The following is a 19,849-nucleotide window of genomic DNA, read 5'->3' as shown; positions in this document are numbered from 1 at the left end:
GGTCCTCTCAACGCGGGATGAGCAGGGCGGCGTTGGCCTCGTGCGCGCAGTCGCGCAGTGCCTTGGCGGGGGTGCTCCGGCCGATGAGCACCGAGGCGATCGCCTGGCCGAGGGCCTGCGAGATCTGCGGGTACGCCGGGTGGACGGGCCGCACCCGGGCCGAGGTCAGTGCCTCGGTGAACACCGCGAGGCCCTCGGTCCGCGCCTCCTGCGCGTGCCACGCGGGCAGCGCCTGCGTGCTGCGGCTCAGGGGGAGACTGCCGGCCTGCACGTCCCAGCGGACGTCCTGGGCGGGCTGGGACAGCCAGGTCACGAAGGTGCGCGCGGCACGGACCCGGGCCGGGCCGTTGTCGAACACGGTCCAGGTGTCGGGGCCCGAGATGGTCACCGGGCGGCCGCTGTAGCTGGGCAGCGGCACCACATGGTGGTCGATGCCGGCCTGGCGGATGTCCGGCAGCTGCCACGGTCCGGTGACGACCATGCCCATGCGGCCCGACGCGAAGACCTGGTACATCTGCTCGCTGCCCGGCTTCGGATCGACGTAGACACTCCTGTCCCCGGCCAGGGCCGCCACCGTCTGGAGGGCCTTGACGCCGCTCTCCTCGAACCCGATGCGCCGTCCGTCCGGGCCGATGACGTCGCCGCCCAGGTCCCACACCATCGGCCACAGCCGCCACACGGTGTCCTCGTCGCCGACGCCGGGCCAGCCGGTGCCGAACACCCCGCGCCGCCGGTCGGTGAGCCTGGCCGCCGTGGCCACGAACTGCTCCCAGGTCCAGCCGGGCCGGGGCAGCGGCAGGCCGGCGTCACGGAAGAGCTTCTTGTTGCAGACGACGGCCAGGGAGTCGAGCAGGGCGGGCGAGGCGCGGACGTGGCCGTTGAGCGTGACCGCGGCGCGGGCGGGCGCCCAGAAGTCGTTCCAGGGCGTCGGTCCCGAACGCACGGTGTCGCTCAGGTCCACCACCGAGGGGCTGCGGGCGACGCTGGCCAGGTCGGAACCGAAGACGTAGGCGACGTCGGGGAAGGAACCGGCCGCGAGCGCGGCGGTGATCTTCTGCAGCATCGCGTCGGCGAGGACCCCGCCGCCCGGGTCCACCCGGATACCGGGGTGGGTGCGGTTGAACTCCGCCACCAGCTTCTCGATCGCCGCGCGGCCCGTGTCCGTCTGGCCGTGCCAGAGTTCGACGGTGACCCGGCCGTCGGCGCCGACGCCGTCGTCCGTGGCCGCGCCGCACCCGGGCAGCGCCGCCGTCGCGGCGGCACCGAGGGCCAGGGCGCTGCCCCGGCGCAGGATCGTACGGCGCGGAAGTCCGGTGCCGGACGGGCGGTGTGCTGCGGCCATGTGAGCCCCCAGGAGGACGCGTGACGCGGGATGCCACGCGGACGGACGGTCCGGCGCGGCGGGCCGGTTGCCGGACGGGACGGTGTGCGGTGGGAGGGGTGCCGCCGCGCGGGGCGGACGGCACGGGAGGGTGCCGCCGGATGCGCGGGGTGCGCCTGCCGCGGTGGGCGGGGTGCGCCGGAGCGCGCTTCTCGCGCGGCGGGGAGCCCCGGCGGGGGAGCGGCTCACCAGGGGGGCGGCTCACGGGCGGGGCGCCTCGGAAACGGGCGACCCGGAGCGGGGCGGAAGCCGGAGGGGTGCCCGGTGCGCCGGAAACGGGACCGGACGCACCGGGCGGGCCGTGCGGGCGGCGCGTCAGCAGGTCTTGCGGACGTAACCGCTGTCGCCGGGAGCCGTCACGTTCACGTCGCGCAGCACGACGCTGAGGCGGTCACCGTAGGCGGCGCACACCTTCTTGAGGTTCTTCTCCTGGTACTCGATGACGATGACGTGGTCACCGAACCCGTCGACGTAGTCGCCGCACTCGTCCCACTCGCCGCACTCCTCGGCGACGGCGAAGTCGAGCCCGGTGTCAGCGCGGTCGGTGGAGAACTGGGACGTGTTCTTCTGGGCGATCGCCAGGCCCTTGTCGTGCGCGTGGGCCGACAGCAGCCGGATGAACGCCTTCGCGTTGGCCTCGCTGATCAGCTTCGTCCGGTCGAAGGTGTCCAGGTTGTCCGGCTCGACGGCCTTGAAGCCCTTGCTCGCACACGTGTCGATCCAGGAGTTCACCTTCGCCGCGATCCGCTGCCGCTTGGCGTCGGTGCGGATGTCGAGCATGGCCTCCCCCCAGTTGTCGTCGTACACGACCTTGCCGTTCGCGTCCCGCAGCAGCAGGTCGCCCCACTGGCTCTCGGCGCCGGGCTGGGCCTGGAAGGCGTTGACGTAGCAGATGTTGTAGAGACCGGCCGCCGGGGCGGCCGTGTAGTCGCGGGTGACGACCTTCACCCCGGACGGCGGCGGATAGGCCTTGCCGATCTGGTAGTCGAAGGCGGCGTGTGCCGGAGGAAGGGTCACCGTGGCCGCGGAGGTGGCCGCGGGGGTGGCCGTGGAGGTGGCCGCACTCGCCGAAGCGCAGGCGGACAGCGGACAGATGACCGCCGCCGCGGCGGCCACCGCCACGGTGGCACGCCCGTGCGGCCGGGCACGATCGAAGAGGGACATCTTTGAGCTCCAGAAGATGCGAGGGTACGTCCCCGCCTCGGACCCCGCGTCCGTGCGGACGGATCCTGGCGACTTTGTCCGGACTTACGGTGTGCGCACCGTGCTACCGGCTGGGCGTACCTCTGACGCCGGGTGCTCAGCTCTGGCGTTGGAAGGAGTAAAGCGAGCAACTTTCGCCATGTCAACAGATCGAAGATGCGCATCTTGTTCATATGGGCAAGGGTGCTCGGCCGGTCGCTTTCCCTCGGGGCGGCCGGTCACGCCTCCCCGTCGCACGGCCCTCGTGCCGCCCCTGTCCGGTCTATGCTCATCGCATGCTGAAAACTGAGCGTCATGCGCGAATACTTGAGCATGTCTCCGCGCGTGGTGCCATCGACGTCACCGAGTTGTCCCGGTTGCTGAACGTCTCCGGAGCCACCATCCGGCGCGATCTGCAGCACTTGAGCCGGCTGAACCTGCTGCGCCGGACGCACGGCGGGGCCGTCCAGGGCAGCGCGGGGCCCGAACTCCCGGTCCAGCACCGCACCGAGCGCAGCCGGCCGCAGAAGCAGGCCATCGCGCGGGCCGCGGCCCGGCTCGTGCCCCGCGGCGCGGTCGTCGGGATGACCGGGGGGACCACCGTCACCGAGATCGCGCGCGTCCTGGCCGCCCGGGGCGCCGTCACCATCGTGACCAACGCCGTGAACATCGCCGCCGAGACGGTCCCGCACCACGACGTCACGCTCGTCGTCGTCGGCGGCTACGCCCGCACCGAGAGCTACGAACTCGTGGGCCCCATCGCGGAGAAGACGCTCGCCGACCACCACACCGACATCACGTTCCTCGGCGTGGACGGCATCAGCGCCGAGCACGGCTGCACGACCCACGACCAGCTCGAGGCGGCGACGGACCGGGCCTTCGCCGCCAGCAGCGACAGGACCGTCGTCGTCGCCGACCACTCGAAGATCGGCCGGGCCACCTTCGCCCGGATCTGCTCCCTGAAGGACGTCGACCACCTCGTCACCGACCAGGCCGCACCCGCCGACGCGCTCGCCGCGATCACCGGCGCCGGCGTCGCGGTGACCGTGGTGTGACACAGCCCGGAGACGGAGGACGGGAGAGGGGAGACGGGAACGGGCGGAGCGCGGGGCGCGGGACGGGGCAACGGCGCCTGGGGGCAGGCGCTTTCGGTGCCTCGGACCAGGGGTAGGCGCACCGCGCAGGGGGCAGGAAGTCCGGGGGGCGGACAACCGACGGTGCCCTGCCGGAGGGCCGCACGGACCACAGCGGGAGGGCTGGACCATGACAGCGGAACAGGCCGCGGGGAGCGCGGTGCGGGCGGTGGTCGTCTACGACGGGCGGCTGCTGCTGGTGGAGGAAGAGGGCCGGGACGGCTGGGGGCTGCCCTCGGGCGTCCCGGAGCCGGCCGAGACACCGCAGGCGACCGCGGCGCGCCTCGTCTACGAGTCCACCGGGTACCTGGTCGACGGTTCGGCGACGCTCGGTGCGCCGGGCGGAAGCGGGGGGACGGAGCCGGCCGCGGTGGTGTGCCAGCTGCTGAGCGAGGACCCCTCCTCCGGGGCGCGGCTCGCACCGGAGCGGATCCGCTGGGCACCCATGGACGAGCCGCTCCCGGCGGACCTTCCCGGTGCCGTACGGGACTACCTGGCGGGCCACACACCCGTCTGAGGGTCGGGCGCCGCGGCGAGGAACCGCTGCCGGTCGACGATCGCCCGGTCGATCTCCCCGGTGGCGACGAGTTCCCCGGCGCCGTCGACGGCCCGCACGAGGAAGGTGAGCCGACGGCCCACGGCGGCGGCGGGCGCCTCCGCCACGACCTCCACGCGGCCGCCCACGCGGGTGGCGCGCAGGTGCTGGACGCGGATCGCCGTGCCCACCGTCGTCTGGCCGGCCGCGGTGAACGGCGCGGCGGCCCGTACGGTCGCCGCCTCCAGCCAGGCGATCAGCCGGGGGGTTGCCAGCACGGGCACGTCACCACTGCCCACCGACGTCGCCGTGTCGGCGTCGGTCACCTCATGTCGCATGCGACCACGCTAACCGCATCGCCTCCCGTGCGCTCACCGGTGTCCCGCCGCCCGCCGCCCGCCGCCCGCGCGGCCACGGGCCCGCCGCCCGCCCTCGGTCGGGGCCGGAAGCGTCGGCACGTACGAACCGCCGACCGACGGCCCCGTCAACTGGTGCCACCGCTCGCCCGACGCCGCCGTCCACCGCACCGGCATCCCCGCGGACCTCACCTTCGACGTCGCCTGCTCCGGCGCCTTCACCGGCAACATCAGGGCCGGCGGCACGGAGCAGTACGCCGACGAACTCGTCCAGAGCGACAGCCTGGCCGTCAAGGCGCGCAACACCCGCGTCAAGATGGTCCTCCTGGTGGCCGGTGCCAACGACGACCTCCGGTTCGGCCCCGTCATGACCGACTGCGTCGAACGCTCCCTGCTCTCCCGGGGACCCTGTGCGGCCAAGTACGCACCGGGCTGGCAGGCCAGGGTCGACGCCCTGGTCCCCAAGGTCGAGCAGACCGTCCGGGACCTGAATTCGGTGATGCGCGAGGCCGGTTACGCCGACGGCGACTGCAAGCTGGTCGTCATGAGCTGCCCGGGCCCCATCGGACCGGACTTCCGGGACAACCCGGGATTCGCGGGCAAGCTCGCCTGCGGCGGCCTCGACTACGACTCCGACACCGCCTGGGGCCGTGACGTCGCGTCCCCGCCTTCGAACGCGGCATTCGCAAGGCCGCCGCCGGCACCGGCGCGTTCTGCCTCGACAACTCGCGCCTCTTCCACGGGCACGAGGTGTGCACCGAGGACACCTGGGCCCGCGGACTCTTCATCGACCTCTCCAAGCCCGGGCTCCCGGACGAGAACTCCGTCCGGCAGTCCTTCCATCCCAACGCCCGCGGCCACGCCGCCTTCGCCGAGTGCCTCACCCGGTTCTACGACTCCGGGCCGCGCGAGGCGTCCTGCGCCGACACCGCCTCCTCGGGCGGCCGGCCCGTGCGCGCCGCCCACGGCCCACGCGCCGGCGGGCGCCGCGCGCACGCCACCGTCGCTGGCCACCGCGTCGGTCCGCTGGGCCGTCCGGGCGGCCCGGGCCCCGGCGCTCACCCGTCCGGCGGGCGGAAGGCGGACGCAGACACCGGGGCGGGATCTCGTGGGGCACACTGGGTGCATGGGCGATCTCAATGCCCGGGGGGCGTCCGCCCGACGGTTCCCCCCGGAGCCGGAGAGCGTGCCGCAGGCCCGGCGGTTCGTACGAGCCGCTCTCGACCATGTCGCCGCGGACCTGGTGGAGACCGCTCAGCTCCTGGTCAGTGAACTGGTGACCAACGCGGTGCTGCACGCCCGCACACCGGTCGAGGTGACCGCCTGCGCCGAGGGCGGCACGGTGCGGGTGCGGGTGAGCGACCGGCGGCCGGACCGCGGACTCGTACCGCACGAGTGTTCCCCTTACGCCGGCACCGGACAGGGCCTGGCCCTGGCCGGGCTGCTGGCCTCCCGATGCGGCGTCGACATGGGCGAGGAGCACAAGAGCGTCTGGTTCGAGCTGCGCCCCGGCGGCGGCCCGCCGCGGCCGGCCGGCTGGGAAGTCACCGCGCCGCCCTGCCGCGCCGGAGCCACCGTGACGCTGATCGACGTGCCCGAGGCCCTGTACTCGGCCTCCCAGCAGCACCGCAACACCCTGCTGCGCGAGGCCACCCTGGCCGCGGCCGCCGGAACCGGCCTGGTGGGCGTGACGGCGCACGACCTCGCCGTCGCCCACGACACCAGCAACCTGATCAGCGCCTGCGTCACCGCCGCGCTGCGCGAGCAGCCCGCCGAGGCCGGGTTCCGCTCGCTGCGCCTGGGCATGCCGCCGGACGCCGGGCCGGCCGTGCGGACCCTGTGGGAGGTGCTGGACGTGGCCGAGGACGCGGCCCGTGAGGAGTGCCTGCTGACCCTGCCGGCACTGCCCCGCAACCGCGTCTTCCACCACTGGCTGTTCGACCAGATCGCCGGCCAGCTCGACGGTGAGAACCCGATGGCGTGGAGCGTGGTGCCGCGGGAGCCGGGGGCCGGCCTGTCCGAACTGGTGCCCTGGGACGCCGGCCAGGTCAGCGCCGCGCGCGTGCCGACCATCGCCGCGGACGAGAGGAACGTGATCATCGCCGCGAACACCGCCGCGGCGGACCTGTTCGGCCGGCACCCGGACGACCTCCTCGGACAGCCGCTGACCATGCTGATGCCGGAACACCTGCGCAGGCGCCACACCGGATCGTTCACGTCCCTGCTGCTCACCGGGCAGCCCCGGATCCTGGGCCGTTCCGTGCCGCTGCCCGCCCTGCACCGCGACGGCCGGCTGATCCCCATCCGCCTGTTCATCCAGACCCAGGAGACCGCCGACGGCCGTACCGTCTTCGTCGCCCAGCTCACCCCCAGGGCGGCCGCGTCCGTCGCACCGGCCAGTCCGCTCGGCCGCCCCCGCTCCGCGCCGTGGCCCCGGGAACCGGGCGGGCCCCTGGAGCCGGCCGCCCACGAGGGCGCGCGTGCGGCGGGCGGCGGCCCGGCGGGCGTCTCGGCGCTGGAGCGGCTCGCCCTCATGGCCGACACCGGTGCGGCGCTCAGCGGCGCTCCCGACCTCGACGCGGGCCTGCAACGGGTGGCCGGCATCCTCACCCGGCGGCTGGCCGACTGGTGCGCGGTCGACCTGTTCACCGAGAACGCGGAGGTGGAACGCGTCTGCGTCGTCCACCGGGCCCCGGGCGAGGCGTCACCCGAGCAGCACGAGGGACCGCTCCCGCCGGTCTCCGCGAGCGCCCGCGGTCCGCTCGCCCGTGCCCTGCGCGGCGCGGGCCCCCTGCTGCTGACCGAGCCGCCCCCGTCGGACCAGGCCGGGAGCCCCCTGGACGCCCACTACCTGCAACTGCTGCGCCAACTGGGCGCCGACAGCGTCGTCGTCGCCCCGCTGCGGGCACGCCGGGAGGTCATCGGTGCCCTCACCGTGGCCCGCGGCGGGCGTCGCAGGCCGTTCACCCGAGCGGACCTGCCCCTGGTCGACGACCTCGTCCGCACTCTCGCTCTGGGGGTCGACAACGCCCGCCTCCACCAGGAGACACGCAACATCGCCGAGCGTCTCCAGCGCTCACTGCTGCCCGTGCTGCCGCAGGTGCCGAACCTGCGGCTGGCCGCCCGCTACGCGGCCTCCTCCACCACCGCGCAGGTCGGCGGCGACTGGTACGACAGCTTCGTCCTGCCCGGCGGCGACACGGCCGTGGTCATCGGTGACGTCGCCGGCCACAACCTCGACGCGGCCATCGCCATGAGCCAGCTGCGCAGCATGCTCCGCGGCATCGCCGTGGGCCGCGAGGAGCCCCCGGAGACGGTCCTGCGCCGCCTGGACGCGGCGAACCACAGTTTCTACCGGGAGGCCACCGCCACCTGCGTCTACGGGCTGATCAGGAGCTTCGGGGAGGGCCGGTGGGAACTGGTGCACTCCTCGGCCGGGCACCTGCCCCCGCTGCTGACCGTGCCGGGCGGCCCCAACCGGTTCCTGGAGGACGGCTCGGGCCTGATGCTCGGCGTGGACCCCGGCCTGCCCCGTACCCGGGCGTCGGACGAGATCCCGGCCGACGCGACGGTGCTGCTGTACACCGACGGCCTCGTCGAACGCCGCGGCGAACCCCTGGACCACGCCCTGGACCGGCTGAGCCGGCACGCCGCGGCCCTGGCCCGCGAACCCCTCGACGTGTTCTGCGACGAACTCCTGATCAGACTGGGCGCCGACGGCGAGGACGACATCGCCGTCCTCGCCGTCCGGCCCACGCCCCTGCCCTGAGGGCTGCGTACGCGCCGGTGCCTCGGCCGTCACGCCGCCGAGCGGGAACCGGCCGGGCGGCGCCGCAGCGCCGGAACCGTGAGCGACGGCGGAGCCCACACGCCGTCCGGCTGGTACACGTCGGTCCCGGGCGGCACGATCTCGTCGATGCGGTCGAGCACCGCGTCGTCGAGCACCACGGAGCGGCCCTTGAGGGTGGCGCGCAGCTGCTCCGGCGTGCGCGGGCCGATGATCACCGACGTGACCGCCGGATGCGCGAGCGGGAAGGCGATGGCCAGCTCCGGCAGCGAACAGCCCGCTTCCCCGGCCACGGCCACCAGCCGCTCGACGGCCTCGAGCTTCGCCGTGGTCGTCGGCACCGACGGGTCGAAGCGGTCCGGGTGCAGGGCCGGGCGCCCGCTGCTCAGATCGGCGGCCCGGTCCTTGCGGTAGCGGCCGGTCAGGAACCCCGAGGCGAGCGGGCTCCAGGTCAGCACCCCCATGCCGAGGCGTTCGGTCACCGGGAGCACGTGCCGCTCGACCCCCCGGGCCAGCAGCGAGTAGGGCGGCTGCTCCGTGCGGAACCGCTGGAGACCGCGTCGGTCGGCCACGTGGTGGGCCTCGACGATCTGGTCCGCCGGGAACGTGGAGCAGCCGAACGCCCGTATCTTGCCCTGGTGCACGAGATCGGTGAGGACGGAGAGCGTCTCCTCGACGTCGGTCCGGTGGTCGGGCCGGTGCACCTGGTACAGGTCGATCCAGTCCGTGCCCAGCCGGCGCAGGCTGTCCTCGACCGCGCGCACGATCCAGCGCCGTGAGTTGCCGCCCCGGTTGGGGCCCTCCCCCATGGGGAAGTGCACCTTGGTGGCGAGCACCACGTCGTCGCGCCGGCCCTTCAGCGCCTTGCCGACGATCGTCTCCGACTCCCCGGCCGAGTACATGTCGGCGGTGTCGACGAAGTTGATCCCCTCGTCCAGCGCGGTGTGGATGATCCGGGCGCACTCGTCGTGGTCGGGGTTGCCGATGGACCCGAACATCATGGTGCCGAGGCAGTAGGGGCTGACCTCGATGCCGGTACCGCCCAGGACGCGGTGGCGCATGCGCTTCTCCTCTTGGGTGTCGTCCGCTGGTGGGCGTGACCCTACGAGTTGGAGCCCACTTCAGGGCAAGAGCCCTGCCGTGCGGCCGTCCTGCGGCCGCCGCGCGCCAAGCGGCGCCCGCCGGAGGGGAGTTCCTCCGGCGGGCGCCGCGTCGGGGGCTCCGGTTCAGCGGACGTCGTAGGCCCGGGTCACCGTCTGGGTGACCGAGTTGCCGTTCGTGTCCGTCAGGCGGGTCCTCAAGGTGACCTGCCGGCCCGAGGCGCCGGCGTGGTCCACGGTCGCGCTCCAGACGCCGTCGTGCTCGGCCGTCGCCGCCTCGGTCCAGGTGGCGCCGCCGTCGTAGGAGTAGGAGAGCCCGGCGGCGCGCAGCCCTTGAGGGTGGTAGCCGGCGTGGCCGGTGACGCCCAGGGTGATGCGCTGCCCGTCCCGCGCGGCCAGCGTCTTCATGCCGTCCTCGGGCAGTCCGTACCGCGGGAAGAGGACCGGCAGCCCCCGCGAGTACACGTTCTCCTCCAGCCGGGAGCGGAACGACCACGTGGTCTCGGTCGCCACGGACCGCTTCCAGACCTGCGCGGGCTGCCCGAACTTCATGGTCCTCAGGGTCAGTTCGTACGCGGAGTCGGCCGCCGGGACGGTGAAGGACCCGAAGGGGTAGGAACTGGTGCCGGCCTCCTCGCCGTCGATGCGCAGCGTCATGGACCCGAGGTCGCCGAAGGACCCCTGGACGCCGCTGTGGTCGCTGTCCCCCCAGAAGGCCGGCATGATGCCCATCCGGTTGCCCTGCCGCTCGGCGGCGAGCTGTTCCGCGCCGGAGGCGTCCCGCGGCGTGGCCGGGGCCAGGACACCGCCGTACCAGCTCTCGGTGAGCTGCCGGCCCGCCTGGTAGGTGCGGACGGCGCTGGTCATGCTCTCGCCCCAGGGGAAGCTGCTGGAGACGCTCTGCGAGAAGCCGGTGCCGCCCGCGGAGTAGTACTCGGTGCGCTCGCCGGGCACCGTGACCGGGTCGGCCGAGCCGAGCACGATGTCGGTGTCCGGACGGTGCGCGACGACGGTGGACAGGTAGTCGCCCGCCGCACCCATGGCGTGCAGGACGGACCGGGTACGGCCGAGGCGGGCGTCGCGCACGCGGTACGTGCGGTCGGAGGCGACGGGGCCGCTCTCCGGGAAGGCGAGGTTGTAGACGTAGGGGCTGACCGCGGTGGCCCGCCAGTGCAGGACGACGGGGCCCGAGGCCAGCCGCTGCCGGAGGTCCTCCGCCTCCTTGGCGGGGAGCCCGAGCACCGGCAGGGGGCCGCCGGTGTAGCCGACCGAGGGGTACCAGCGGCCCGCGGCGTCGTGGTGGGTGAGGAGGGCGACTGCTCCGGCGGCCGCGGCGACCCGCGCCTGCTCCAGCACGGAGGTGGTGCCGTCCGGGATCCGGACCAGGGCGATCTTCCCCTTGACCTGCGCCGCGGCCAGCTCGGCGGCGGTGCCCGCGCCCGCGTCCACCACGTCCGCCCGGCCGGTGCCGTCGAGGTTCACGGAGCCGGTGGAGGCCGTGACGGGGTGCAGGGCCGGCCCGTCGGCGATGCCGAAGTCCGTGATCTGCGGGGCGTAGCGGCGCCAGTAGCTGCCGAACTCGAAGCCGCCGTCGTGGGCGCGGCCCCGCACGTCCGCGTAGTAGTCCCCGGTGCCGCGGCCACCGCTCATGCTGCCCGCGTGCAGCCAGGTGCCGCCCCAGGTCCGGGCGAAGGCCAGCGTGGCGCCGCGGTCCTCGGCGGGCCGGTCGGTGCGCACGGAAAGGCGGTGCGCCCGGCGCGCGTCGAGGACGACGGTGGTGTCCTTGGTGATCTCCAGCTGCGGGCGGCCCTCGTACGTCACCGAGCCGGCCGCCGGGCCGTCGCTGTCGGGGGTGACGATGAAGGAGGACAGGAAGTAGCTGCCGGGACGTATCCGGTACGTCTGCTCGGCGGCGCCCTCGTTGAAGCGGCGCTCGCCGGAGGCGTCGTCGGTGCCGACGAGGTCCAGGGACGAGGAGCCGGCGGCGGGGTGGCCGCCGCGGTCGACGAGCCGGACGCGGAGGCTGACCGTCCGCGGCTGGACGTAGAGCGAGAACGGCGTGGACACGGTGACCTTGCCCGAGGTGGCGGTCACGCGGCCGGTGACGTCGCCGTACTGGCTCGCCTTCAGCGGGGCCGCCGGGTCCAGCCGGAGCGGCACCCCGACGGTCGCGCCCGCCGGTACGGTGACGGACCTGCTGCCCAGCCGGGCGACGGCCGAGCGGACGGCGCTGCCGTCGTTGCCGGTGACGTGCTCCACGCCGAGGCGGAGCGTGACCGGCCGGTCGGTGGTGTTGGTGTAGGGCACCTCGACGGTGGTGCGGTCCGCCTCCGTCTGCGGCCAGTCGAAGCTGCCGCCCTGCACGGCGGGCGCACCGAGCACCGTCTCGTCGACCGCGGCCTTCACGTCGAGCCGGCCGCCGCCGGTCTCGCGCACGTCCCCGGGGACGGTGCTGTCCGCGGAGGACACCAGCGCGGCCTTGACCTGCTGCGCGGTCCAGCCGGGGTGGCGCTGGCGCACGACGGCGGCGGCGCCGGCGACGTGCGGGGTCGCCATGGAGGTGCCGCTCATCTCCCGGTACGCGTACAGGCCGCGGCCGCCGGCGGAGGCGGCCAGGATGCCGACGCCGGGCGCGGCGATCTCCGGCTTGAGGGTGTGCGAGCCGTAGGCCGGGCCGCGGCTGGAGAACGACGCGGTCGCGTCGTTCCCGTCGACGGCGCCGACGGTCAGCACACTCGGCGCGCAGCCGGGCGAGGAGACCGAATCGAGGGACGGTCCGGTGTTCCCGGCCGCGATGACGAACAGCGTGTTCCTGTTGCCGCGGGCCAGTTCCTCGGTGGCGGTGGCCATCGGGTCGGAGCAGTCGGTGCGGGCCGGGTTGCCCAGGCTCATGGAGACGACGTCGGCGTGCCGGGCGACGGCCCATTCCATGCCGGCGATGATCCACGACGTGTCGCCGGAACCGGAGTCGTCGAGGACCTTGCCGATCAGGAGGTCGGTGCCCGGCGCGACACCGCGCTGCTTACCGCCACTGGCCGCGCCGGTGCCGCCGACGGTGGAGGCGGTGTGGGTGCCGTGTCCCTGCCGGTCGTCCGTGTCGGGTGAGTCGGTGAAGTTCTCCGTGGCGCTGATACGGCCCTGTAGGTCGGGGTGTGCGGCGTCGACGCCGGTGTCGAGCACGGCGACCTTGGTGCCCTTGCCGTCGTACCCGGCGGCCCAGGCCTGCGGCGCGCGCACCTGCCGCGTCGACGTGTCCAGGGCGGCCTGCACCTTGCTGTCCAGCCACAGCTTCTTCAGGCCCCGGGCCGCCCGTGAGCGCGGTGCGAAGACGTCCGCCCAGAAGGCGGTGGCGTCCTTCTTGCCGGCCTTGAGGGCGACGCCGTCGATGGACTCCAGGACGAGTCCGCGCCGGGCCCCGCGCGGTGTGGCGGGGGCGTCGCGGGTCACGCCGGCGGCCTTGTCGTAGACGGCGATGAGCGGCAGCACCCCGGAGTGCGCGTCGTCGTAGCCCTGCCGCACCAGTCCGGTCACGTTGAACAGTTCCTGGTCCACGCGGTCGGCGGCGAGGGCGGCGGTGGCGCTCTCCGGGTAGACGTAGAGGTCCTTGCCCACCTGCCGGGTCTGCAGGAGCGGGGTGCTGCCGTCCTCGGCGGGCAGCGCGACCGCGGAGCTGTGTCCGGACGGATCCTCGGTGACCAGGACCCGGTCGCCGGTGACGAGCGTGACGACCGTGCCGCGCGCGGTCCGCGCCGCGGCCGCGGACGTGCCGATGACCGGTCTCTCGTGTGCGGTGGTGTCCCGGGGCGGTGCGGCCATCGAGGGCACGGCCGCGGTGACGGCCAGGACCGTGGCCGTCGTGACCCCCAGGACTGTTCGCGATATCGAGCGCATCGCTCTCCCGAATCTGTGCGCCGGCACGTGCGTACCGGTGTCACGTCTGCGCGATCCGCCCGTGCGGGCATGCGTGAACAGCCGGATCGCGGAAGGTGGTTGGTGCTGCGGTGGGCACCACCCTGGCAGACGGACCGCTGGGGGGAGAGGGCGGGACGAGGCGGTTTTGCGCTGTGGCCGTTTCCCGCCACCGGGCCGTGCGGCGGCGCGGGGGCGGGCTCGGGGACGGGACCGGCCGGCCTCGTGGAACAGATCACCGCCGTCGCGTGTTCACGACGTGTCGCGATCGCACCGGCCCCGGTGCGATCGCGACGGTGCCACCCGGAAGCACACCTGCGGCCACACCCGAAGACACTTCCGGAGAAACACCCGAAGAGCACTCAGAAACACGTACAGACAAGGAAGTCAGCTCATGTTCCACCGCGTTCTCGTCGCCGTCGATCCGAGCCCCGCCCGTCACGCCACGGTCCGGCTGGCCGGTGACGTGGCCCGGCTGACCGGCGCCAAGGTCCGGGTGCTGCACGTCGCCCCCACCGCGGCCACGCTCGCCGCCGTCGTCCCCCTGGAGAACGACGCGGAGGCCAAGACCGTCGTCGACGAGGCCGTCACCACGCTGCGGGACTCGGGCGTCGACGCCGAGGGCGCCGTCGCGGGCGGTCTGACCACGCAGATCGCCACCGCCATCTCCGCCGCCGCCGAGGAGTTCCAGGCCGACCTCCTGGTCCTCGGCCACCACCACCGCAGCGCTCTGGAGGCGTTCATCAGCCCGCGTGTCAGCGACGCCGTCGCCCACGCCAGCCGGATCGCCGTCCTCCTGGCCCCCGAGGACGACACCGCGACCGGGCGGAAGTGACCCGGGAGGGCACCGCGGCCCCCGAGAGCTGACCCCCCGGGGCGGCACCCACCCTCTCGGCCCCGCACATGACGGAACAGCGCTCCGGAGGACTCAGAGCTGCGAACAAAACGGGCGCCCGGCTCGGACTCCCGTTTCGTTCGCAGGTCTTACGGAGCGCTGTTCCGCTGTGCCGACGGTCCGCTGCCCGGACTTCGGCCGCTCCGGGAAGCTGGTCGGGGGTCAGGGCTCCAGCGCTCGCGGACGGCCGGTCGGGGTCAGGGCTCCGGCTGCTCCTCGTCGGGATCGGTCGACCAGCGGGACAGGAGTTCCTCGAAGGCGTCCATGCCCAGCAGAAGCAGCATCATCGCGATCGGAGTGCACAGCGCTACCACAACCATGGAGCCTCCCGAGGGGAGCACCGGCGGACTCTTCACCCGGCCCCGCGAGCCGCACGCGGCGAGGCACTTCTCAGTGTGGGGCCGAATGGGCTAAAGCGCACTTCGTTACCGCTGTGACTGCTGGGGCTGTGGCCGGGGCGGCAGCCGAGCGCCCGTGCCGCGTCCCGGGCGTCCCGGCCATGGTGCCCGTCCTCCCGCGCCGTCGAGTGGCGCGGCGCCACCGGCGGTGGTAGCGCCGTTCCCACCTCCGGCGCACCGCCCCGACCGCGTCGGGCGTGTCCTTCAGCGCCGTCGCCGTGCGCGCAGCGGCGCGTAGACGAGCAGGGCCGTCACGAAGCCCACCGGGTAGGCGAGATCGGCGCCGTGCAGGGCCTGGGCGGCCGGTCCGGTGTACAGGCCGGTGTTCATGAAGGGCACGGACACGGCGAAGGCCACGACGAACGCGGTGAGCGCCGGCCACCAGGACTGCGGGCGGGCCGTCTCGTGCGACAGCTCGACCGGGCGGCCGCCGCGGGCCCGGGCACGGGCCGCCCAGTCGACGACGACGATCGCGACGAACGCGGGGATCCAGTACCCGACGAACAGCAGGACGTTCTGGAAGCGGGCCGTGGTGTCGGCCGCGTGCATCCACAGCACCAGGGGGAAGCCGAGCAGGGCGGCGAGGGCGGCGGCGAGCGGCCGGGGCAGGCGCACGCCCATGGTCTGCAGGGCCAGCGACCCGCTGTAGTCGTTCATGGCGTTGCTGCACAGGGCCGCGAGCGCGATCGAGAGGAGTCCGAAGGCGCCGAGCGGACCCCCGCCGAGCAGTGTGTCCACGCCGTGGGCGGTCTGGTCGGTGAACTCGGCGGCGCCCCACAGGCCGAGCGCCTGCACCGCCACGAAGGACAGGCCGATGCCGAGCAGGGTGCACCAGAACATGCGCGGACGGGACGCCGAGCGGGGCAGATATCGGCTGAAGTCACTGGCGTAGGGGGCCCAGGACAGGGCCAGACTCAGTGCGATCGTGCAGGTCAGGACGAACGCGCCGGCCCTGTCGGCGCCGTGTGCGGTGCCGGCCGTGGCCGCCGGGTGGGCGTGGTCCAGGAGCTTGACCGCGAGGACGGTGAAGGCCGCGGCGAGTGCGAACGTCATCACCGTCTGCAGCCGGTGGATCGCCTCGTAGCCGAGCACGCCCAGGGCGCCCTGGCCGGCCATCATCACCAGGACGCCGGCCCAGAACGGCCAGCCGCACAACTGGGCCAGCGCCTCCCCGCCGAACAGGCCGATCAGCGCGTCCCAGGCGATGGACGACAGCCATTGCAGCGCGGCCGGCACGGTGACGGCCCCGCCGAAGGCCAGGCGGGCCAGCGGCATCTGCGCCGCGCCGGTGCGGTTTCCCCAGGTGCCCAGGTAGGCGGTGGGCACCGCGCCGAGCAGGGTGCCGAGCACCACGGCGGCGAGGGCGGTGGCGGCGTCCAGTCCGAGCGCGATGCCGACGGTGCCGGTGAACACGCCGGTCATGGTCAGGTTGGGGGCGAACCAGACGGTGAACAGCCGTCCCGGGCCGCCGTAGCGGCTGTCCTCGGGCACCGGCGTGATGCCGCGTGCCTCCATCCGCAGATCACCGGGGGCCGTCGGCATCCGTCCGTCGAAGACGTGCCGCGGGCCGGCGACGGCCGGCTCGGTGCGGGCATGCGGCCATGACATGTGACATCCCTCCGCCAGTCCTAACTGGTTCAGGTTCGACGGGTGTGATCTCAGCCCCCTGCGGGGGCACCCCGTGTCCAGGTACGGCCGCCAGGATAGCCCGGCCCGCCGTCAGGCCTCGCCGGGGTCCGGCACGTCGAGCGCCAGCACGGCGAAGGTGGCCAGCCAGTGGTCGGTGGTGAAGTCGCCGCGTTCCACGGCGGGCAGGCCCGCGGCGAGGTGCGCGTCGGCCGCCTCGGCCAGGCGGCCGCGGACCGGGCCGGCCGGCAGCGCCCCGGCGATCGACCGCAGCGCGGCGGCCCTGCTCAGGGCGAGGCCCAGCAGGTGACCGATCTGCGGATCGGCGTGGTCGGAGACGACGGGCACGTCCAGGAGCGGGCAGGGCGCGCCGGAGCGCAGCGCGGGCAGGAAACGGTCGAGCCACTGCGCGAACCGCTCCCCGTCGAGCACCCGGCGCATCGCGTCGGCCTCGCTCAGCGCGGGCGACAGGAAGTCCTGGCCCGAGGGCTCCCAGTGGGCGGGAGCGTCGTGGTCGTCGGCGAACCAGGCCAGCAGGCGTTCGCGCACGGCCTCGGTGGTCGTGGCGGACAGTTCCCCGGCGTCCAGGAGGAGGCCGAGGCTGAAGGCGCTGTTGGGGTGGTTGCCGTGGCGCACCGGATAGGTGGCCTTCGGCAGCCAGTCGGCCAGCAGCCGGTCGACGGCGGCGACGGCCGGTGCCAGCGCCTCGCTCCAGCGTGCGCCGGCGGCGCCCCCGTACGCCCGGCACTCGGCGGCGAGCGCGACCAGCCACGCCCAGCCGTAGGGCCGCTCGAAGGAAGGCCGCTCCAGGAGGTAGGCGGCTTCGACGGCGAGCGCGTCCGGGGTGAGGTGCCGGTCCAGCACCTCGGTGAACGGCGCCGTCCCGGCGAGCGCGGGCGTCGCGCCGTGGCGGCGCAGCATGCGCACGAGCAGCCAATGCATGTGCACCGAGGAGTGCCAGTCGTAGGCGCCGTAGAAGGCCGGGTGGAGGGTGCTGGGCCGCACGTCCTGTCCGGCCGAGGTGACCAGGTGGGCGGGGAAGTTGGGGTATTCGCGGGTGATGTTGGCGAGGGCGAGCCGGGCGAAGGGCGCCGCGTAGGAGGTGAGCGGCATCAGTGGGTGGTCCCCTCGGCGGTCTTCAGGTCCTGGCCCGCCGGGGTGGTGGCGGCGGCGACCAGCAGGGCGCGCAGTCCGCGGGCGACGGTGGCGGGCTCCAGGGCCGGGGCGGTGCCGTCGGTGACCTGCTCCGGCGCCCAGGGCACGTGCACGAAACCGCCGCGGACGTGCGGGAACTCGGTGGCGATCAGGTGGCCGAGGCCGTAGGCGACATGGTTGCAGACGAAGGTCCCGGCGGTGTGGGACACGGCGGCCGGGACCCCGGCCGCGCGCACGGCGGCGACGCAGGCCTTGACGGGCAGCGAGGAGAAGTAGGCGGCGGGGCCGCCGGGCACGACCGGTTCGTCCACCGGCTGCGCGCCGTCGTTGTCGGGGATGCGGGCGTCGTCGAGGTTGATGCCGACGCGTTCGACGGTGACACCGGGACGGCCGCCCGCCTGGCCCAGACAGAGGACCAGGTCGGGGGCGCAGGCGCGGACGGCGTCCCGCAGCGCGCCGAGGGAGGTGGCGAAGACGCAGGGGAGTTCGGCGGCGGTGACCGTGAGCCCGGCGGGCGGCTCGGCGGCCAGGAGGGAGGCCGCCTGCCAGGAGGGGTTCACTGTCTCGCCGCCGAAGGGGGCGAAGCCGGTGACGAGCACACGGGTCATGGGACTTCCTTCACGGGGACGGCGGTGGGACGGACGGGACACGGGCGGGCCGGCGGGCGCGGTGCCGGCCGGGCGGCTCAGAAGGCGAAGACCGCCATGATCACGGTGCAGCAGACCAGGAGCGGCAGTGCCGTCGGGATCTGCGCCTTGATCGGCCCGTACTGGTCCTTCAGTTCGAGCAGGGTGGCCGGGACGATGTTGAAGTTGGCGGCCATCGGCGTGCACAGCGTGCCGGCGAAACCGGCCAGCATGCCGATGGCGAGGACGGCGGCCTCGTTGCCGTGCATCTGCTCGATCAGGACGGGCCAGCCGATCGCCGCGGTCATCACGGGGAAGGCGGCGAACGCGTTGCCCATGATCACCGTGAACAGGAACATGCCGACGCAGTACGCGATCACCGCGAGGTACTTCGAGTTGTCCGGCAGCACGTCGTCGACGATCTTGCCGACCTGGGTGCCGACCCCGGCGAGCGCGAAGATCGACCCGAGGACGGCGAGGAGCTGGGGCAGCAGCAGCGCGGAGCCCATCGCCTCCAGCATGGAGCGGCCGGAGTGCAGCGGCACGGAGAGCTTCTTCTCACCCGTGACGAGCATGCCGACGACGAGGGCGACGACGCATCCGACGCCGAGCCCGATCAGCGTGGCCTTGCCCGTCTCGAACAGCCCGGAGTCGTCGAGCACGGAGGCGCACACGATCGCGACCAGCGGGATGGTCAGGGCCGGGACGAAGATCCGGCTGCCCAGCCGGGCGGCGGAGGCCTCGCGCTGCTCGGCGGTGGTGGTCACCGGGACGCCCTTGCCGAGGAAGTTGAACCCGGCGAGCACGATCAGCACGAGGACCGCCACGCCGAGCGGTTCGGCGGGCAGGGTCCAGCCGCCGCCCTGCGCCTCACCGTTGGCGACGCCGGTGCCGTAGGGGAAGGTGAGGCCGAGCAGCCCCCAGAACGCCGCGGACGTCCACCGCTTCGGGTTGCTGCGGTCGGCCGCCATCTGCACGGCCATGACGACGAAGACGAGGCCCACCAGCCAGTAGAGCCATTCGACCTTGATCACTTGGCGGTTCCCTTCGGCAGCGGCAGGTCGTGCTCCGCGGCGGCGAGCGCCATCTCGCGCTCCAGTTGCCGGTCCAGGAGCAGCAGACGGGCGCCGTGGATGAGGAAGGCGCAGACGGCGAGCGGGATCGCCCACAGCGCCAGCTGGGTCGGTTCGAGTTCCTGGTGGTACGTCGAGTTCACGAAACCGGTGATCAGGAGGATCGAGCCGATCGCGATGAAGCAGTCCTCGCCGAAGAAGACACCCACGGTGTCCGCCGAGGCCGCGTAGGAGCGCACCTTCTCGCGCAGGCGCTCGGGCAGCGCCGCGCCCGTGGTCCGTTCGGCCGCCGCCTCGGCCATGGGCGCGACGAGCGGCCGCACGGTCTGCGCGGGACCGCCGATGCTGTTGAGGCCGAAGGCCGCCGTGACCTGCCGGACCAGCAGGTAGACGGTGAGGAAGCGGCCGGCACTGAGACTGCCGAGACGGCCTATGAGGTTGCGGGCCTGCTCACGCAGGCCGTAGCGCTCCAGGAGGCCGATCACGGGGAGCACGATGGCGAAGACGGTGACCGAGCGGCTGTCGGCGAAGGACCGGCCGAAGGCCGCGAGGACCTCCAGCGGGTTCATCCTGCCGAGCAGTCCGGTGACGATCCCGGCGACGCCCACGACCAGGACGGGATTGCGGCGTGTGACGAATCCGAGGATCACCACGACCACACCGAGGAGAACGATCATGCGCGGCCTTCTTCAG

General features: G+C 73.8%; 15 protein-coding genes, 1 pseudogene and 1 riboswitch. Of the genes and pseudogenes, 5 read left to right on the top strand and 11 right to left on the bottom strand.

All coding sequences use genetic code 11. From position 1 onward, the window contains the following. Positions 1-7 precede the first annotated feature (7 nt). Together IG64_RS12175 and IG64_RS12170 are read right to left on the bottom strand one after the other, a co-directional pair. Positions 8-1,342 carry an ABC transporter substrate-binding protein gene (locus IG64_RS12175; protein WP_037854945.1) on the bottom strand — a complete coding sequence of 445 codons (1,335 nt, stop codon included), beginning with the start codon at positions 1,340-1,342 and terminating at the stop codon, positions 8-10. 354 nt (positions 1,343-1,696) lie between these two features. Then, positions 1,697-2,545, bottom strand: coding sequence for an endo alpha-1,4 polygalactosaminidase (locus IG64_RS12170; protein ID WP_051812722.1), 849 nt, complete (start codon positions 2,543-2,545; stop codon positions 1,697-1,699). 314 nt (positions 2,546-2,859) lie between these two features. Between IG64_RS12170 and IG64_RS12165 the strand changes: the two genes are divergently transcribed. Both IG64_RS12165 and IG64_RS12160 read left to right on the top strand, forming a co-directional pair. Beyond that, on the top strand, positions 2,860-3,618 hold the full coding sequence (locus IG64_RS12165; RefSeq protein WP_037854943.1) for a DeoR/GlpR family DNA-binding transcription regulator: 759 nt from the start codon (positions 2,860-2,862) through the stop codon (positions 3,616-3,618). 208 nt (positions 3,619-3,826) lie between these two features. Continuing rightward, positions 3,827-4,213: an NUDIX domain-containing protein gene (locus IG64_RS12160; RefSeq protein ID WP_037854941.1), complete on the top strand. Its 387-nt coding sequence runs from the start codon at positions 3,827-3,829 to the stop codon at positions 4,211-4,213. On the opposite strand, the gene IG64_RS12155 is transcribed toward IG64_RS12160, so the two are convergent. Further along, complete coding sequence (locus tag IG64_RS12155) at positions 4,186-4,569, bottom strand: thioesterase family protein (RefSeq protein ID WP_037854940.1); 384 nt, start codon at positions 4,567-4,569, stop codon at positions 4,186-4,188. The genes IG64_RS12160 and IG64_RS12155 overlap by 28 nt on opposite strands. Positions 4,570-4,630: 61 nt before the next feature. On the opposite strand from IG64_RS12155, the pseudogene IG64_RS42115 reads away from it, so the two are divergent. Further along, positions 4,631-5,529 (top strand): annotated as a pseudogene (locus IG64_RS42115) (hypothetical protein); the annotation flags it as partial. 184 nt (positions 5,530-5,713) lie between these two features. After that, positions 5,714-8,356, top strand: a complete 2,643-nt coding sequence (locus tag IG64_RS12145; RefSeq protein WP_037854937.1) for a SpoIIE family protein phosphatase — start codon at positions 5,714-5,716, stop codon at positions 8,354-8,356. A gap of 29 nt (positions 8,357-8,385) precedes the next feature. On the opposite strand, the gene IG64_RS12140 is transcribed toward IG64_RS12145, so the two are convergent. Both IG64_RS12140 and IG64_RS12135 read right to left on the bottom strand, forming a co-directional pair. After that, a complete protein-coding gene (locus tag IG64_RS12140; protein ID WP_037854936.1) occupies positions 8,386-9,435 on the bottom strand; it encodes an aldo/keto reductase in 1,050 nt (349 codons plus the stop codon). A 165-nt stretch (positions 9,436-9,600) separates the two neighbouring features. After that, positions 9,601-13,365: a S8 family serine peptidase gene (locus IG64_RS12135; protein WP_037854933.1), complete on the bottom strand. Its 3,765-nt coding sequence runs from the start codon at positions 13,363-13,365 to the stop codon at positions 9,601-9,603. A 412-nt stretch (positions 13,366-13,777) separates the two neighbouring features. Here IG64_RS12135 and IG64_RS12130 point away from each other — a divergent pair, with 412 nt between their 5' ends. Then, entirely contained in the window at positions 13,778-14,218 is a 441-nt protein-coding gene (locus IG64_RS12130; RefSeq protein WP_037854932.1) for a universal stress protein, read from the top strand. A 257-nt stretch (positions 14,219-14,475) separates the two neighbouring features. Here IG64_RS12130 and IG64_RS42820 read toward each other — a convergent pair whose 3' ends face one another. The 6 genes from IG64_RS42820 to IG64_RS12105 all read right to left on the bottom strand — a co-directional run bounded on the left by IG64_RS42820 (position 14,476) and on the right by IG64_RS12105 (position 19,833). Further along, a complete protein-coding gene (locus IG64_RS42820; protein WP_267883401.1) occupies positions 14,476-14,598 on the bottom strand; it encodes a hypothetical protein in 123 nt (40 codons plus the stop codon). 282 nt (positions 14,599-14,880) lie between these two features. After that, complete coding sequence (locus tag IG64_RS12125; protein WP_037854929.1) at positions 14,881-16,284, bottom strand: purine-cytosine permease family protein; 1,404 nt, start codon at positions 16,282-16,284, stop codon at positions 14,881-14,883. Beyond that, positions 16,274-16,368, bottom strand: a riboswitch (TPP riboswitch). (Overlaps the previous gene by 11 nt.) Before the next feature lie 27 nt (positions 16,369-16,395). Then, complete coding sequence (locus IG64_RS12120) at positions 16,396-17,415, bottom strand: DUF2891 domain-containing protein (RefSeq protein ID WP_037854927.1); 1,020 nt, start codon at positions 17,413-17,415, stop codon at positions 16,396-16,398. Next, positions 17,415-18,065: a pyroglutamyl-peptidase I gene (pcp, locus tag IG64_RS12115; RefSeq protein WP_037854926.1), complete on the bottom strand. Its 651-nt coding sequence runs from the start codon at positions 18,063-18,065 to the stop codon at positions 17,415-17,417. The genes IG64_RS12120 and pcp overlap by 1 nt, the downstream gene beginning before the upstream one ends. Before the next feature lie 77 nt (positions 18,066-18,142). Beyond that, complete coding sequence (locus IG64_RS12110) at positions 18,143-19,117, bottom strand: DUF979 domain-containing protein (protein ID WP_037854924.1); 975 nt, start codon at positions 19,115-19,117, stop codon at positions 18,143-18,145. Next, positions 19,114-19,833, bottom strand: coding sequence for a DUF969 domain-containing protein (locus tag IG64_RS12105; protein WP_037854922.1), 720 nt, complete (start codon positions 19,831-19,833; stop codon positions 19,114-19,116). Before IG64_RS12105 ends, IG64_RS12110 begins: the two co-directional genes overlap by 4 nt. Between the last annotated feature and the right edge of the window lie 16 nt (positions 19,834-19,849).

The organism is Streptomyces sp. NRRL S-340 (assembly GCF_000720185.1).
GTDB lineage: Bacteria > Actinomycetota > Actinomycetes > Streptomycetales > Streptomycetaceae > Streptomyces.
Note: the sequence above shows the minus strand (reverse complement) of the source record. Positions and strands in the feature narration are given on the sequence as shown.

Excerpts from the sequence above, each read along its gene's own strand:
- IG64_RS12140 (WP_037854936.1), bottom strand. The coding sequence starts at position 9,435 with ATGCGCCACCGCGTCCTGGGCGGTACCGGCATCGAGGTCAGCCCCTAC.
- pcp (WP_037854926.1), bottom strand. The coding sequence starts at position 18,065 with ATGACCCGTGTGCTCGTCACCGGCTTCGCCCCCTTCGGCGGCGAGACA.
- IG64_RS12145 (WP_037854937.1), top strand. The coding sequence starts at position 5,714 with ATGGGCGATCTCAATGCCCGGGGGGCGTCCGCCCGACGGTTCCCCCCG.
- IG64_RS12105 (WP_037854922.1), bottom strand. The coding sequence starts at position 19,833 with ATGATCGTTCTCCTCGGTGTGGTCGTGGTGATCCTCGGATTCGTCACA.
- IG64_RS12170 (WP_051812722.1), bottom strand. The coding sequence starts at position 2,545 with ATGTCCCTCTTCGATCGTGCCCGGCCGCACGGGCGTGCCACCGTGGCG.
- IG64_RS12135 (WP_037854933.1), bottom strand. The coding sequence starts at position 13,365 with ATGCGCTCGATATCGCGAACAGTCCTGGGGGTCACGACGGCCACGGTC.
- IG64_RS12155 (WP_037854940.1), bottom strand. The coding sequence starts at position 4,569 with ATGCGACATGAGGTGACCGACGCCGACACGGCGACGTCGGTGGGCAGT.
- IG64_RS12160 (WP_037854941.1), top strand. The coding sequence starts at position 3,827 with ATGACAGCGGAACAGGCCGCGGGGAGCGCGGTGCGGGCGGTGGTCGTC.
- IG64_RS12120 (WP_037854927.1), bottom strand. The coding sequence starts at position 17,415 with ATGCCGCTCACCTCCTACGCGGCGCCCTTCGCCCGGCTCGCCCTCGCC.
- IG64_RS12165 (WP_037854943.1), top strand. The coding sequence starts at position 2,860 with ATGCTGAAAACTGAGCGTCATGCGCGAATACTTGAGCATGTCTCCGCG.
- IG64_RS42820 (WP_267883401.1), bottom strand. The coding sequence starts at position 14,598 with ATGGTTGTGGTAGCGCTGTGCACTCCGATCGCGATGATGCTGCTTCTG.
- IG64_RS12125 (WP_037854929.1), bottom strand. The coding sequence starts at position 16,284 with ATGTCATGGCCGCATGCCCGCACCGAGCCGGCCGTCGCCGGCCCGCGG.
- IG64_RS12175 (WP_037854945.1), bottom strand. The coding sequence starts at position 1,342 with ATGGCCGCAGCACACCGCCCGTCCGGCACCGGACTTCCGCGCCGTACG.
- IG64_RS12130 (WP_037854932.1), top strand. The coding sequence starts at position 13,778 with ATGTTCCACCGCGTTCTCGTCGCCGTCGATCCGAGCCCCGCCCGTCAC.